The sequence below is a fragment of the Erwinia sp. BNK-24-b genome, from assembly GCF_047456155.1.
Taxonomy (GTDB): Bacteria; Pseudomonadota; Gammaproteobacteria; order Enterobacterales; family Enterobacteriaceae; genus Erwinia; species Erwinia phyllosphaerae.
On the sequence record NZ_CP179901.1, the window covers coordinates 3,025,000 to 3,039,882 of the forward strand.

General features: G+C 52.7%; 12 protein-coding genes and 1 pseudogene. 1 reads left to right on the plus strand and 12 read right to left on the minus strand.

Features of this window, described 5'->3' with window-relative positions; translation table 11 throughout:
- Positions 1–118: 118 nt before the first annotated feature.
- Positions 119–898 carry an envelope biogenesis factor ElyC gene (elyC, locus tag ACMGGR_RS13760; RefSeq protein WP_414147118.1) on the plus strand — a complete coding sequence of 260 codons (780 nt, stop codon included), beginning with the start codon at positions 119–121 and terminating at the stop codon, positions 896–898.
- Here the strand turns inward: elyC and ACMGGR_RS13765 are convergent.
- From ACMGGR_RS13765 to serC, 12 genes and pseudogenes are all read right to left on the minus strand, one after another.
- The gene (locus tag ACMGGR_RS13765; protein ID WP_246760546.1) at positions 875–1,768 is read right to left on the minus strand and encodes a YcbJ family phosphotransferase; all 894 of its coding nucleotides are present in this window, start codon (positions 1,766–1,768) and stop codon (positions 875–877) included. The two genes, elyC and ACMGGR_RS13765, sit on opposite strands and share 24 nt — an antisense overlap.
- A 78-nt stretch (positions 1,769–1,846) precedes the next feature.
- The gene (kdsB, locus tag ACMGGR_RS13770) at positions 1,847–2,593 is read right to left on the minus strand and encodes a 3-deoxy-manno-octulosonate cytidylyltransferase (RefSeq protein WP_414147119.1); all 747 of its coding nucleotides are present in this window, start codon (positions 2,591–2,593) and stop codon (positions 1,847–1,849) included.
- Entirely contained in the window at positions 2,590–2,772 is a 183-nt protein-coding gene (locus ACMGGR_RS13775) for a Trm112 family protein (RefSeq protein WP_246760544.1), read from the minus strand. The genes kdsB and ACMGGR_RS13775 overlap by 4 nt, the downstream gene beginning before the upstream one ends.
- A gap of 81 nt (positions 2,773–2,853) precedes the next feature.
- The gene (locus ACMGGR_RS13780; protein WP_414147120.1) at positions 2,854–4,059 is read right to left on the minus strand and encodes a winged helix-turn-helix domain-containing protein; all 1,206 of its coding nucleotides are present in this window, start codon (positions 4,057–4,059) and stop codon (positions 2,854–2,856) included.
- 38 nt (positions 4,060–4,097) lie between these two features.
- The gene (lpxK, locus tag ACMGGR_RS13785) at positions 4,098–5,087 is read right to left on the minus strand and encodes a tetraacyldisaccharide 4'-kinase (protein WP_414147121.1); all 990 of its coding nucleotides are present in this window, start codon (positions 5,085–5,087) and stop codon (positions 4,098–4,100) included.
- Complete coding sequence (gene msbA / locus ACMGGR_RS13790; RefSeq protein ID WP_414147122.1) at positions 5,080–6,831, minus strand: lipid A ABC transporter ATP-binding protein/permease MsbA; 1,752 nt, start codon at positions 6,829–6,831, stop codon at positions 5,080–5,082. The genes lpxK and msbA overlap by 8 nt, the downstream gene beginning before the upstream one ends.
- A 36-nt stretch (positions 6,832–6,867) precedes the next feature.
- The gene (locus ACMGGR_RS13795) at positions 6,868–9,126 is read right to left on the minus strand and encodes a ComEC family protein (protein WP_414147123.1); all 2,259 of its coding nucleotides are present in this window, start codon (positions 9,124–9,126) and stop codon (positions 6,868–6,870) included.
- Positions 9,127–9,371: 245 nt separating this feature from the next.
- Positions 9,372–9,677: pseudogene (gene ihfB, locus ACMGGR_RS13800) on the minus strand (integration host factor subunit beta); the annotation flags it as partial.
- 61 nt (positions 9,678–9,738) lie between these two features.
- Positions 9,739–11,412: a 30S ribosomal protein S1 gene (rpsA, locus tag ACMGGR_RS13805; RefSeq protein ID WP_125288723.1), complete on the minus strand. Its 1,674-nt coding sequence runs from the start codon at positions 11,410–11,412 to the stop codon at positions 9,739–9,741.
- Positions 11,413–11,531: 119 nt separating this feature from the next.
- The gene (gene cmk, locus ACMGGR_RS13810) at positions 11,532–12,215 is read right to left on the minus strand and encodes a (d)CMP kinase (protein ID WP_246760539.1); all 684 of its coding nucleotides are present in this window, start codon (positions 12,213–12,215) and stop codon (positions 11,532–11,534) included.
- Positions 12,216–12,424: 209 nt separating this feature from the next.
- The gene (aroA, locus tag ACMGGR_RS13815; protein WP_414147124.1) at positions 12,425–13,711 is read right to left on the minus strand and encodes a 3-phosphoshikimate 1-carboxyvinyltransferase; all 1,287 of its coding nucleotides are present in this window, start codon (positions 13,709–13,711) and stop codon (positions 12,425–12,427) included.
- Between the two features lie 79 nt (positions 13,712–13,790).
- Entirely contained in the window at positions 13,791–14,876 is a 1,086-nt protein-coding gene (gene serC / locus ACMGGR_RS13820) for a 3-phosphoserine/phosphohydroxythreonine transaminase (RefSeq protein ID WP_246760537.1), read from the minus strand.
- Positions 14,877–14,883 lie beyond the last annotated feature (7 nt).

Here is a 14,883-nt window from a genome sequence, read left to right on the forward strand (position 1 = left end):
CGGGCTGGGCAAAAGGTGAATCCGGCGGCTATTTTGGCATACACTGAGGGAGAATGAACCTTTCCGTCACTGCTTCGCTTTCGGGTGGCGTTTTTTCGGACAAAAGGAAGCGTTTTCCATGTTTTTTACGCTTAAAAAAGCGATTGGTGGTCTGTTAATGCCCTTGCCGCTGCTGTTGTTACTGATGGCGGTTGCCCTTTTCCTGCTCTGGTTCAGCCGCTGGCAAAAAATCGGGAAAATTATACTCTCTTCTGCCTGGCTGATTTTGTTGCTGATCAGTCTTCAGCCGGTTGCCGATAGCCTGCTGGCGCCGCTCGAAAAAGAGTTTCCTACGTGGCGGAAAGCGCAAAAGGTGAATTATGTGGTGGTGCTGGGAGGCGGTTACACCTGGAATCCGCAATGGGCGCCGGGTTCGAATATGATTAACAATAGTTTGCCCAGGCTGGTGGAAGGGATCCGCTTATGGCGGGCTAATCCGGGCGCGAAAATGATTTTTACCGGTGCGGCTGCGCAAGGAAATCCTGTCAGCTCGGCGGAAGTGACGGCCAGGGTGGCAGAGACGCTGGGCGTGCCGGGCAGCGAAATTATCACCCTGGATAAGCCGCGAGATACGAGCCAGGAAGCGGTCGAGGTCGCTAAAGTGGTTGGCTCTGCCCCTTTCTTGCTGGTCACGTCCGCTTCACATCTGCCGCGCGCGATGCTGTTTTTCCAGCAGCAGGGGTTGCATCCGTTGCCCGCTCCGGCTAACCAGCTGGCTATTACCTCGCCGCTTAATCCCTGGGAGAAAGCGCTGCCTTCTTCACTCTGGCTTGGCCACAGTGAACGCGCTATTTATGAAACTTTAGGCCGCATCTGGCAACGGATAAACTCGCCTTCAGTCGAGCCAGGGCTGCAGTGAACGCATCGCCAGGTCGAAGCGTTCCCGACTGAACTGGCCGGAATGGATTAACCGGTCAATTTCGTCCCAGAGCATGTAGAGCCAGCGCCTTGCGATAAAGCCTTCCGCCACGGGCGCGCGCTGTAGATAGTGAAACAGCAGCGCCTCGGGCTGGCCTTCCTCACACAGCCTGAATAACTCATATTCACGCGGTGCCCACAATATCGTGCCCGGATTGACCATTGAAAGCAGCTGGTCGCTCCAGGCTTCCTTCATCATGCTTTGCAGCGAAAGGTTGCCGTGCACCAGCACGCAGGGATCGTCAAAATCGGTGAAAAAAGAGCACAGGCTTTGCCGGCAGCGGAAAAGGAAACGGTGATCTTCCATCGACAGGCGTTCCGGGCGCATATAGCCCAGCGTGGACCATAAGATCTCTACTCGCTGCTTGTACCATGCGGGCCAGTTGTTTTCCTGGGTACTGTCTACCGTGCCAACGAGGCCGTGACTATCAATGCGGTGCCAGGCCAGCAGCGCGGCGACAATCTGATCCTGTAGCTGTAGCCAGCGCTCAGGCGTACGCGTTGGCGCTTCTACCGATACGCCGCCCATTCTTTCCATCAGCAACACTTCGTGTTGAGGCGTTTGCTGACTAACCATCATGCCGTAGACCGTTGGCATACGCACCGTACTTTCCCGGCCCAGCATCGACAATTTGTAGGCTTCCTGGGAGGCAATACCCCGGGCGGTGTAATATTTTGCCACCAGCGGCAACGAATGACCTTTGCCGTCATATAACGAGTAAAGGCTGGCATAGGGTTGCTGGCTAATACATTCAAGACGGCTTAACGTTTCGCCAAGTACCGTGGAAAGCTCGGAAAGAAGTTGTTTCATCTGCTGCTCCTGGTTGCGGGCCATTGTTAAACCTGGTGTAAGAAGCAGAGAAAAAGGGCCGCGGCCGGCCCTGAAAAGTTACTGCATAGCTGCCCGGACAAGTTCCAGGTCTTCCGGCGTATCGACGCCAGCACCCGGAATAGCCTGCGCGACGTCGACGTGAATTTTTTCGCCGTACCACAGCACGCGCAGCTGCTCCAGTAGCTCAATTTGCTCCAGCGGGCTGGTTTCCCAGCTGACATAACGGCGGATAAAGCCCGCGCGGTAGCCATAAATACCGATATGGCGCAAAAAGTTGTCGCCAACGGTTTCCTTTGAGCGAGCAAAACGTTCACGATCCCACGGAATAGTGGCGCGAGAGAAGTAGAGCGCATAGCCCTGGGCATCTCTGACCACTTTTACCGCGTTAGGATTAAACGCCTCTTCTGCTGACGTGACCGGCACGGCCAGCGTCGCCATCCCGGCACTGCTTTTCGCCAGATTATCAGCGACCTGACGAATGATAACCGGTGGGATCATCGGTTCATCACCCTGCACATTTACAATGAGTGCATCGTCAGCAAACTGATATTTTTCAATAACTTCAGCCAGCCTTTCCGTACCGGACTGATGGTCGGACCGGGTCATACAGACTTCTCCGCCAGCGGCTTCTACCGCACGCGCGACGTCATCATTGTCCGTTGCTACAATCACACGTTCCGCACCGGATTCGCGAGCTCGCTCCATGACGTGAACAATCATCGGCTTGCCGTGAATATCGATTAGCGGCTTTCCCGGCAGCCGTGTGGAAGCATAACGTGCCGGAATAATCGCGATAAAACTCATGGATGAGTCTCTTCCAGCGACAGCGAACGCGCTTCGGTTTCTAACAGCACGGGGATGCCGTCACGTACCGGATAAGCCAGACCATCAGGCTTACAGATAAGCTCCTGCTGATCTTTATTGTAATACAGCTTGCCGTGACAAACCGGACAAGCGACGATTTCGAGTAAACGATGATCCATGGTATCTCCCTGGTGGATCCGGTCAGACAGAGCGTTAGAATATCATAGCTCTTCCATGAGCGGTTAACCTCCCCGGACGCTTTATATTGTCCATTCCAGCGGCATGTCGCTGGCTTCGCGCGGCAGATGAGATAAAAGAACTGTTTCGGCTCCCTGCCAGCGAGCAAAACGCGTAATGGCCTGGCGCAAATCGTTCAGTAGCGAAGCATTTATCTTTACTCCCGCTTCCAGCCACAGCTGCTTTACCAGTAGTCTTTTTTCTTTACGTAGCATTTTGGCATCAACACGGCCTTTCAGCGCGCCGCGATGCAAAATCGGTAACACAAAATAGCCATACTGGCGCTTTGCTTCTGGCGTATAGCATTCCAGCCGATAGTTAAAATCAAACAGCTCCAGCGCACGCTTGCGATCCCATACAACCGGATCAAAAGGTGAAAGCAGCGTTGTGCAGGTAGCTTCAGGGTCAGTTTGCAGTATCGGTAGCTGTGAACAATGCAGATAGCATAGCCCCAGCGTTTCAACTTCTACCGGCACCACCTCACCGCTACTCAGCCATTCGCCCAGCGCTTCTTTTACCGGCGCGCGCTTAAGCCGATAATAATCAGCAAGCCAGGCCGGGCGAAATATGCCCAGGCTGCGCGCGCTGTTACGCAACATTTGCATGACGGCGTCGTTTTCGCTGAGTGCGTGAACAGCATCATCCCACTCGGGAAGCACGCGCTGACGCAAATCGTAAACGCGCTGAAAGTTACGGCGCTCAACAACCATCAGCTCGCCAGAGGTAAACAAGTTTTCCAGGTGACGTTTGTGCGGCTTCCACGACCACCAGCCGGACTTTTGTCCTTCAGGCGCGGCAAAGTCGGCCGATCTGACTGGCCCGTGCTTTTCAATATGGGCCAGAAGCTGTGTAATTTCCTGCTGCCATGTGTTCACCCACTGCTGATTATATTTCCAGCCCATATTTTCTGGCGAAAGCATGCGATGGCGCAGCAAAGGATAGTCTTCGGATGGAATGAAGCAGGCTTCGTGCGCCCAGTACTCAAAAAGCTTGCCGGTCGATAAGGCCTCTTCCAGCCAGCTCTGCGGATAGTCGCCAAGGCGGCTAAAAAGTACCAGATAAGGACTGCGAGCCACTACATTGATGGTGTCAATCTGCAACAAAGACATTTGCCGCACAGCATTAACGAGGTCGCTAAACTGCGCCTTACGTCGAGGCGGCTGCAGCAGGCCCTGTGCAGCCAGATGAACATTCCGCGCTTGCGGCAGAGAAAGAGAATAAGAAGACATAATGCACCTGTCTGGTAAGGTGCATTCAGTTTAGCGATTTAATGATTTTTCGGTGACTTAAGGGACACAATACGCTCCAGTAACTCATTGCCCTGAGTCACTGGCAGTTCGGCATCAACCGGCAAATACCACCAGTTTGCTGCGGCAAAACCGCGCGCCTTCACCGCATCTTTTTCAGTCATTAACAGAATCTGATCTTCATCGACCAGTGATGCCAGCTGCCCGGCGCTGTAGTCCTGATGATCGGCAAAGGGAACCTCTTTAACCGGCACAATACCCTGCTGGCGAAGCGTAGCGAAAAAACGAGGCGGATGACCGATACCGGCCATTGCGACCACGTTTACCAGAGAGGTTAAAGGCAAAGTCTGGCGAGTCAGCAGATTGACCGCGAAACCCGGTGCCAGCTGCATAGGTATTTCACCTGCATGCGCGTTGCCGCCATTGGTAATCACGGCATCCACGCTTTGCAACCGTGAAGCCCGTTCGCGCATTGGGCCTGCCGGCAACCACCAGCCATTGCCAAAACGACGCTGGCCATCAACCACCACGATTTCAAAATCCCTCGCCAGCGCATAATGCTGCAGGCCATCGTCGGTAATAATGATGTCAATATCGTTCTGGCTCAGCAATGCCTGCACGGCCTCTTTGCGCCGGGGAGAAACGGCGACCGCCGCGCCGGTTCGCTGATAAATCAGTACCGGTTCATCCCCTGCTTCGCGCGTGGTTGTCTGCTCATTAAGCCTTAACGGATAGGTTTCAGCTTTACCGCCGTAGCCTCGGGAGACCACGCCAGGGCGTAAACCACGCTGCTGCAGCGCCTGCACCAGCCAGATAACCACCGGCGTTTTACCGTTGCCGCCCGCGGTCAGATTACCCACAACGACTACAGGCACAGGCGCTTGCCAGGCTTTACGCCAGCCCCAAACGTAGCTATAGCGCAGCAGCTGGCTGATTAATCCGTACAGCCAGCTGAGCGGCAGCAGCAGTCGCCATAGCGCTGACCGGCCGCTCCAGAGGCGTTCAATCATTACCAAACTGCATTTTGTGCAGCTGAGCGTAGGCGCCTTTATGCGCCAGCAGCTCGGCATGACTGCCGCGCTCTACGATATGCCCATCTTCCACCACCACAATTTCATCGGCTTTTTCAATAGTGGAAAGACGGTGAGCGATCACCAGCGAGGTACGGTTTTTCTGCAGCTCGTCCAGCGCTGACTGAATGGCCCGCTCTGATTCGGTATCCAGCGCAGACGTTGCCTCATCAAGAATAAGGATTGGGCAGTCTCGCAGCAGCGCGCGTGCAATCGCAATGCGCTGGCGCTGTCCGCCCGAGAGCAGCACGCCGTTTTCACCGATGACCGTATCCAGCCCGTTATCCATTTTGTTAATGAAATCCATCGCGTGCGCCATGGTCGCCGCTTTTTCGATATCTTCACGGCTGTATTGCTCGTTGCGCGCATAGGCAATGTTATTGGCCACGGTATCGTTAAAGAGATGAACATTTTGCGAAACCAGCGCGACCTGATTACGTAACGAACTGAGCGTGTATTCACGTAAATCATGCCCATCCATCAGGATTTCGCCCTGCTGAATGTCGTAAAAACGCGTCATCAGGCTGGCAATGGTTGATTTCCCCGAGCCAGAACGTCCTACCAGCGCCACCGTTCTCCCTGCCGGGATAGACAAATTGATGTTATGCAGCGCCGGCGTTTCACGCCCGGGGTAGGTGAAGGTCACGTTACGGAACTCAACATCACCGCGAACGCGTTCGATTACCCGGGTACCGGTATCCGTTTCCTGCTCGCTATCCAGAATGGAAAACAGCGTCTGACAGGCCGCCATACCGCGCTGGAACTGCGCGTTGACGTTGGTCAGGGATTTCAGCGGTCGCATAAGCGCGATCATTGATGAAAACACCACGGTAATAGTACCGGCGGTTAAGGTCGCCATCACGCTTGGGAAACTCGCGGCATAAAGGACAAAAGCCAGCGCCAGCGAAGCGATCAGCTGGATAACAGGATCGGAGACGGAGGAAGCGGAAACCAGCTTCATGCCCTGCTGCCGCATGCGGTTACTGACGACGTCAAACCGCTGGCTCTCAATTTTCTGACCGCCAAAAATCAGGACTTCTTTATGGCCCTTTAGCATCTGCTCAGCACTGGTGGTCACCTGCCCCATAGTGTTCTGCATGTTTTTACTGATGCTACGGAAGCGTTTTGACACGGTGCGAATAGCGAAAGAAACCACCGGTGCCAGTAAAATCAGGATGACCGACAGCTGCCAGCTGTAGTAAAACATCATGATAAACAGACCGATAATTGATGCACCTTCACGCACCACGGTGACCAGCGCGCTGGAAGAGGATGAGGCCACCTGCTCCGAATCATAGGTGATTCGCGACAGCAGTGTGCCGGTAGATTGCTGATCGAAGAAGGCGACCGGCATGCCCATCATATGGCTAAACAGACGGCGGCGCATCGACATCACCACGTTGCCAGAAACCCATGAAATACAGTAGCTGGAGATGTAGCTGGAGACGCCACGTACCAACATTAATCCGATTACGGCCAGCGGCATCCAGACCAGTACGGAAGAATCTGCTTTGCCGAAACCGTCATCCAGCAGCGGTTTTAGCAAGGACATCATCAGCACATCACCTGCTGCGTTGACGATAAGAGCGACAGAAGAGACTGCCAGTCCCGTTTTAAATGGTTTGATCATCGGCCAGAGGCGTCGGAATGTCTGCCAGGTGGAGAGATCTTTGTCCTGATGCATTAGTTAACCAGCTTCTAATTGAAATAGCCGCTCATTCTACCTGGAATAACGGGTTACGCCAAACCACTGATGGTACCAGCGGGGCATTATTTGCGCTCTGTAGGTTAAAACACGCCAGTTTTCTCTATAAAATTCAAGGGCTATTTGTCCATCGGCGGCGGTGTCGTACCAGCGATAATGGTTTTCCTGATAGCGTGTGATAATACGTTTAGCAGGCAATTTCCATGCGTTATAGCGCGTGGCGGAGGCCAACGCGACGCTACCTGCGACTTTTCTGAGCAGCGGCGGCGAAGAGGATGTGCCGCTACCATGATGGGGTACCTGAATGATATCGGCTCGCAATCTATCACCATAAAAACTGACCAGTTTCAGCTCGGCTGGCGTTTCAATATCGCCCGTCAGCAAGATTTTCCTCTTACCATCGGAGACCAGAATGACGCAGGATTGGTTATTGCCGCTGGGTATCGTCATCTTTTGCGGCCACAGGACTTTAAACGTCAGGCTTTGCCAGCGCCAGCTGAGGTTTTTCTGACAAGGCAGATGTCCGGGCAGGTTTAATCCGCTACGGATGGTCGCCGCAGGAAAATTAGCGCGCAGGCTGTTAAGGCCACCGATATGATCGAGATGGCCATGGCTTAAAATAATCTGCTGTACGGTCAGCCTTTGCCAGCGTAGCCAGGGCACTATCTGACTGAGCGCGGCATCACCACTGCCCCACCTGTTGCCCGTATCGTAAATGACCGCTTTACCACGTTGTGAAATGACTATGCTTAGCCCGTGTCCAATATCCAGCATGTCCAGGCGCCATTCAGGTTCTTTAATATTTAGCCGCCAGCACAACAAAGCCAGACAGAAACTAACCACGGTCAGAGGTGAACTATGCCACCAGTGAAAACGGCAAACTGCCATCATCAGCAAGCAGAACAGGCTCAGCCATAAAACCTGTTCGCTTACGCCAATCCAGCCTTTTGGCAATAAAAATAGCGGTTTGAATACCAGTGCAAGCGAGCAGTCTGCCAGCCACCATAAAAACTGGCTCAGCGGCGCGCAAGGAAGCAGCAGGATTGCGCCAAGCAGTAGCGGGACCGTTAATAAAGTCACTAACGGTACTGCCCACAAATTTGCCAGCAATGCGCTTACGCTGATGCCGTGGAAAATGAAGATCTGTAGCGGCATTAACAGGACAAAAAGACCGAGCTGCAGGTGAAGCAGCCGTAATAACAGCCATTTCTTTTCTTTTGAAAAGCGGCCAGCCAGAGGAAACCAGTGATACCAGAGCAGCAGGCTTGCCACTGCCGTTGCGGATAACCACAGGCTGTCTGATAGCACGCTTAGCGGATCGAAAAAGAGAATTGTGCCAATAGCAATGTTTAGTACCTGTCCGCTGGTGCAGTTTTTGCCCGTCAGGCGAAGCAGGCTCCAGATCGTTAAGGCAAGTATCGCCCTTACAGCTGGCGGACTCCCACCGGATAGCCAGCTATAGATTAACGCCAGTACCAGACCACATCCCAGAGGAAAGCGATAGCCTATCCAGTGGCTGCGGAAAAATAGCTGGATTATCCTCGCCAGCAGCCAGCCTGAGCTGGCGGCCAGGCCAATGTGCATTCCCGATATGGCCATCAGATGCGCCGTACCGGTTTCGCGCAGTACGGTTTTTATCTCACTGCTGAGCGTAGTTCGGTCACCAAAAGCCAGCGCGAGCAGCACTGACTGCCAGGGCAATGTCTGAAGGTGTTTCTGGCTTCGCTGAATAATGCTTTCCCGCCAGCTACAGTTAAGATCGACAGGATTTAACGCCAGCGCTTTCCCCGTTAGCGGTGTGCTGTTAGCCAGCGCAAAACGTTGAGCATCAAAGCCGCCCTGGTTAAGCCGGGCATGCACCGGCCTCAGGCGAAGCGTCATTTGCCAGCGCTGCCCGGCGCAAAACGCCTGGTTTATCTCAGGCGAATTGATTAACGCATAAACGGGTGGAAAAAGCCTTTTTTCCCCCACGCTGACAATCCGCACCTTGATTTTTTGTGACTGAGGCAGTAACTGCTTAATCCTGACAGTAGCGTTCACCGGCCCGGCAGAGAGGAACGTTGTTTGCTGCAAAAGACGTTGAGCAGGCATCAGAGCCCAGAGAAAAAGTATAAGAAAAATAGCGGCCTCTTTGCCTTTTTTAACAGCAATTAAAAACCCGGCCAGCACTACAGGCACCCAGTTATAGCGCGCCTCCGGCAAATAAGGTAACCAGATTAGCGGCAGCGTTGCGGTAATCATCCCTGCTGCCAGTCGGCTCAGGCTGTAAGCCATCAGCATCTCTCCTTTGTAGCGACAACGAAGAGTATGCAAGGCTTGGGTAAATGAATCAGCCAGCACTTTTCTCTTTCAGAAGAGATAGCGCAAAGAGAAGGAGTGAATTACAGCGGGTTGCAGTATTTATGCGAGAGAAGTTCAGATAGTTAAAAACAGCAGTCAAAACGCTTCAGTTAGCCTGTTTTTAAAGCAAAAAAGAACGACACCGAAGTGTCGTTTTATTGCAGTGTAATGCGGAAGCTTTAGCCGTAAATATTTGCGCGATCGCGTAATTCTTTACCGGGCTTGAAGTGCGGAACGTATTTACCTTCCAGCTCAACTTTATCACCCGTTTTAGGGTTGCGTCCGGTACGAGGTGCGCGGTAGTGCAAAGAAAAACTGCCGAAGCCCCGGATTTCGATGCGTTCACCCTGCGCCAGCGTAGTGGCCATGTGTTCAAGCATCTCTTTTACCGCATCCTCAACGACTTTCGCCGGAATATGAGAGTGCTGGCCAGCAAGTCTTTCAATCAGTTCTGACTTGGTCATAAATCCTCCGGTTAATCCCTGTGGGAAAAAGCTCTGACAGTAACGGCTTCAGGACAGCAGAGCTGCCCTGATGCAAGCGCAATTACTCGCCTTTAGCTGCTTTGAACGCTTCAGCCATAGCGTTAGAGAAGTTGCCTTCTTCCTGTTTGGTGTTAACAGTGTTGATGGCTTCTTTCTCGTCAGCCTGGTCTTTTGCACGAACAGACAGGCTAACAACGCGGTTTTTACGGTCAACGCCGGTGAACTTGGCTTCAACATCGTCGCCAACGTTCAGAACCAGAGTTGCGTCTTCTACGCGGTCGATAGATGCTTCAGAAGCACGCAGGTAACCTTCAACGCCGTCAGCCAGTTCAACTGTAGCACCTTTAGCGTCAACTGCAGTTACTTTACCGTTAACAATGGCACCTTTCTTGTTCAGAGAGATGTAGTTGTTGAACGGATCTTCTGCCAGCTGCTTAACGCCCAGGGAGATACGCTCGCGCTCTGCGTCAACCTGCAGAACCACGGCTGCGATTTCGTCGCCTTTCTTGTATTCACGAACTGCTTCTTCTCCGGTAGCGTTCCAGGAGATGTCAGACAGGTGAACCAGGCCGTCGATACCGCCGTCCAGGCCGATGAAGATACCGAAGTCAGTGATTGACTTGATTTTACCTTCAACGCGGTCGCCCTTGTTGTGGGTTTCTGCAAACTGCTGCCATGGGTTAGATTTGCACTGCTTCAGACCCAGGGAGATACGACGACGTTCTTCGTCGATGTCCAGAACCATAACTTCAACAACATCGCCAACGTTAACAACTTTAGACGGATGAATGTTTTTGTTGGTCCAGTCCATTTCTGACACGTGTACCAGGCCTTCAACGCCTTCTTCGATTTCAACGAAGCAGCCGTAGTCGGTCAGGTTGGTCACGCGGCCAGTCAGACGAGTACCTTCCGGGTAACGCTTAGCGATAGCGACCCATGGATCTTCGCCCAGCTGTTTCAGGCCCAGAGAAACGCGGGTACGCTCGCGGTCGAATTTCAGCACTTTAACAGTGATTTCGTCGCCCACGTTGACAATTTCGCTTGGATGCTTAACGCGTTTCCATGCCATGTCAGTGATGTGCAGCAGGCCGTCAACGCCGCCCAGATCAACGAATGCACCGTAGTCAGTCAGGTTCTTAACGATACCTTTAACTTCCATGCCTTCCTGCAGGTTTTCCAGCAGCTGATCGCGCTCTGCGCTGTTTTCGGATTCGATAACCGCACGACGTGAAACCACCACGTTGTTACGTTTCTGATCCAGCTTGATTACTTTGAACTCAAGCTCTTTGCCTTCCAGGTGCAGCGTGTCGCGCACCGGACGCACATCTACCAGTGAACCTGGCAGGAACGCACGAATACCGTTCAGCTCAACTGTGAAGCCACCTTTCACTTTGCCGTTGATAACACCGGTAACAGTTTCAGCATCTTCGTAAGCTTTTTCCAGCGTGATCCATGCTTCGTGACGCTTAGCTTTCTCACGGGACAGCAGGGTTTCACCGAAGCCGTCTTCTACTGCGTCCAGAGCAACGTCAACTTCGTCGCCTACCTGGATTTCCAGTTCGCCGGCTGCGTTCTTGAACTGCTCTGCAGGAATTGCAGATTCAGATTTCAGACCCGCATCAACCAGAACTACGTCTTTGTCGATAGAGACAACAACGCCACGAACGATGGAACCCGGGCGGGTTTCGATTGTTTTTAAGGATTCTTCAAATAGTTGAGCAAAAGATTCAGTCATATTGATAATCTTCAGGATTCTTCAATTTAACGTCCATCTGACTTCCTGCCGGATGGGGTTGTTTCACATGCCCCATGACGTCCATATCAAAGGGTTAAAAAAATCAGTTATCGCGAGGCTTACGGCAGTGACAGCTTTTCTCTGGCATAATTTAAAGCTTTTTCAATCACTTGCTCAATTGACATACTGGTTGAATCCAGTACCAGCGCATCTTCTGCTGGCTTTAACGGTGCAATCGCACGGTTACGGTCACGCTCATCGCGCTCTTTTATCTCGGATAAAAGGCGTTCAAAGTTAACACTAAAGCCTTTCTCCTGCAACTGTAGCATACGACGATGGGCTCGCTCTTCAGAGCTGGCGTCCAGGAAAATTTTCACGGCGGCATCCGGAAACACGACGGTTCCCATATCGCGGCCATCCGCTATTAGCCCTGGCGCCTCGCGAAATCCGCGCTGGCGACGCAGTAACGCTTCCCGCACTCGAGGGAAAGCGGCAACTTTTGAAGCCGTATTGCTGACGTCCTGAGTACGAATTTCGCTGGAGACGTTTTCACCCTCAAGGATCACTTCCATCTCGCCGTCTTTTGAAACAAAGCGAACATCAAGATGCGCGGCGATCGGAACCAGCGCTTCTTCAGAGGTGATATCTACATGATGATGCAATGCGGCCAGCGCCAGCACGCGATAAATAGCGCCTGAATCCAGTAGATGCCAGTTAAGCGCTTCAGCCATGGCTTTGCACAAGGTTCCCTTACCGGCACCGCCTGGACCATCAATAGTGATCACCTGGGCTATAGGCGTCATGTCGTTCTCCTGTCGGTGGAATGCCTGTCTAACCTGCTCAGGCAAATTTCGACGCATATTATACGCGGCTAAAGCCCCGATCGTTACCCCTTAAGCATAGACGTGCTGAAATTAATCGACAGGCGAATGAGGATTAAACAAAAAAACAGATCTTCAGAGCGTGAGATAGCTCGCATCCCGCTGCACCAGAATGCAGCGGGATGGCTAACTTATGCGGGCTGGCTAAGACGAGCAAGCTGCTCGAAATAGTCAGGGAAAGTCTTGGCGGTGCATTTTGGATCGAGGATAGTAACAGGCGTATCAGACAGCGCCACCAGCGAGAAACACATTGCCATACGATGATCGTTATAGGTGCCGATTTCGGCATACGTCAGCGTTTCAGGTGGCGTTACGCGAATGTAATCGTGCCCTTCTTCTACTTCCGCACCAACCTTACGAAGTTCGGTCGCCATGGCGGCCAGACGGTCCGTCTCTTTTACGCGCCAGTTATAAATATTGCGCATTACCGTGGTGCCTTTGGCAAACAGCGCAGCGGTAGCAATAGTCATTGCGGCATCAGGAATATGATTCATATCCAGATCGATAGCGTTCAGGTCGCCGCGCGTACAGGCGATATAGTCGTCGCCCCATTCAATAACCGCGCCCATTTTTTCCAGCACGTCAGCAAAGCGGATATCGCCCTGCATGCTGCCGCGGCCAATCCCCGTGACTTTAACCGTACCGCCTTTAATGGCGGCTGCGGCAAGGAAATAGGAGGCAGAAGAAGCATCGCCTTCCACCAGGTAATCGCCTGGCGAAACGTAATTCTGGCAGCCCTTGATATGAAATACGCCGTAATTATCGTTTTCCACCGTCACGCCAAAGGCCCGCATCAGATTAAGCGTGATATCTATATAGGGTTTAGAAACCAGTTCCCCTTTGATAGTGATGGTCGTGTTCTGGGGAGCCAGAGGAGCCGTCATTAACAGCGCGGTTAAAAACTGGCTTGAAACCGTACCGTCAACAGCAATATTGCCGCCGCTGAAACCGCCCTTAATATGCAGCGGCGGGTAATCCTGCTGCTCAAGGTAATCCACCTGCGCGCCGCCCTGACGCAGTGCATCAACCAGATGACCAATCGGGCGCTCTTTCATCCGCGGCTCACCTGTCAGTACGACATCGTTAGCGCCCAGACAAAGCGCAGCGGCCAGCGGGCGCATCGCGGTGCCCGCATTGCCTAAAAACAGCTCCAGCGGGTGTTCTGACCGTAACGGGCCACCCTGACCAACCACTTCACACTCTGTCCGGCTCTCAGAAAGCGTAAAGCTTACGCCCAGTGCCTGCAAAGCGTTAAGCATATGACGCACGTCATCGCTGTCCAGGAGGTTAGTCAGGCGAGTAGTACCTTTTGCCAGTGCTGCCAGCAACAAAGCGCGGTTGGAAACGCTTTTTGAACCAGGCAGGTTAACGGTGCCGTTTACCAGCGCGACAGGTTGTAAAGTCAGGGATTCCTGCATGTGAAACTTATTCTCCAGATAAAATGCGATAAAACCCCGCGCTATGGCGAGGTTTCAGTATCAAAACCGGGTAAAAGGCTTAACCGTGACGACGTTCAAAATCCGTCATAAAATCGGTCAGCGCTTTTACGCCTGCCAGCGGCATTGCGTTGTAAATTGAAGCGCGCATGCCGCCCACCGCACGGTGGCCTTTTAGGGCGTGTAAACCGGCGGCAAAGGATTCCTCAAGAAAAACTTTATCCAGCGCCGTGTCCGCCAGCTGGAAAGGCACATTCATGCGTGAGCGGTTCGCGATGGCGACATCATTACGATAAAAATCGCTGTTATCAATAACGCCATAAAGCAGATCGGCCTTAGCCTGATTACGCTTGTCCATCTCTGCCACGCCGCCCTGCTCTTTCAGCCACTTAAACACCAGGCCAGAAAGATACCATGCAAAGGTTGGCGGCGTATTAAACATAGAGTCGTTTTCGCTTAACACCTTGTAGTCAAGAATGGACGGCAGCGCTTTCTGAGCATGGCCCAGCAAATCTTCACGTACCACCACCAGCGTTAAGCCAGCGGGACCAATATTCTTCTGCGCGCCTGCGTAAAGTACGCCGTAGCGATTAATATCAAGAGGCCGTGAAAGAATGGTTGATGACAGGTCAGCTACCGCAACTTTATCACCAAAATCTGGCTCTTCGTTGATGGCTACGCCATCGATCGTTTCGTTAGGGCAATAGTGCACATAGGCTGCTTCATCTGAAAGCGCCCAGCTGCTCATCGGAGTAATCGCGCGTAGCCCGTCAAGGGTAGTCTTAACGTCAATAACATTAGGCTTACAGTATTTCTCCGCTTCTTTTACCGCGCTATGCGCCCAGTAACCGCCATCGGCATAATCCGCCGTAGTATGGTCACCCAGCAGATTCATAGGGATAGCCGCGAACTGCGCGCGCGCGCCACCGTGGCAAAACAATACTTTGTAATTTGAGGGGATTTTCAGCAGATCGCGAAAATCACTTTCTGCTTCTACCGCAACCTGAGTGAACTCTTTACTGCGATGGCTAATCTCCATAACGGAGGTACCTAGCCCCCGCCAGTTGCAGAGTTCCTGTTCGGCACGACGTAGCACTTCTACCGGCAGCATTGCTGGACCGGAGCTAAAATTGAAAACCTGGCTCATTTCCCCT

Coding starts and splice junctions, on each gene's coding strand:
- elyC (WP_414147118.1), top strand. CDS start 119: ATGTTTTTTACGCTTAAAAAAGCGATTGGTGGTCTGTTAATGCCCTTG.
- kdsB (WP_414147119.1), bottom strand. CDS start 2,593: ATGAGTTTTATCGCGATTATTCCGGCACGTTATGCTTCCACACGGCTG.
- serC (WP_246760537.1), bottom strand. CDS start 14,876: ATGAGCCAGGTTTTCAATTTTAGCTCCGGTCCAGCAATGCTGCCGGTA.
- ACMGGR_RS13765 (WP_246760546.1), bottom strand. CDS start 1,768: ATGAAACAACTTCTTTCCGAGCTTTCCACGGTACTTGGCGAAACGTTA.
- ACMGGR_RS13775 (WP_246760544.1), bottom strand. CDS start 2,772: ATGGATCATCGTTTACTCGAAATCGTCGCTTGTCCGGTTTGTCACGGC.
- cmk (WP_246760539.1), bottom strand. CDS start 12,215: ATGACGCCTATAGCCCAGGTGATCACTATTGATGGTCCAGGCGGTGCC.
- lpxK (WP_414147121.1), bottom strand. CDS start 5,087: ATGATTGAACGCCTCTGGAGCGGCCGGTCAGCGCTATGGCGACTGCTG.
- rpsA (WP_125288723.1), bottom strand. CDS start 11,412: ATGACTGAATCTTTTGCTCAACTATTTGAAGAATCCTTAAAAACAATC.
- aroA (WP_414147124.1), bottom strand. CDS start 13,711: ATGCAGGAATCCCTGACTTTACAACCTGTCGCGCTGGTAAACGGCACC.
- msbA (WP_414147122.1), bottom strand. CDS start 6,831: ATGCATCAGGACAAAGATCTCTCCACCTGGCAGACATTCCGACGCCTC.
- ACMGGR_RS13795 (WP_414147123.1), bottom strand. CDS start 9,126: ATGGCTTACAGCCTGAGCCGACTGGCAGCAGGGATGATTACCGCAACG.
- ACMGGR_RS13780 (WP_414147120.1), bottom strand. CDS start 4,059: ATGTCTTCTTATTCTCTTTCTCTGCCGCAAGCGCGGAATGTTCATCTG.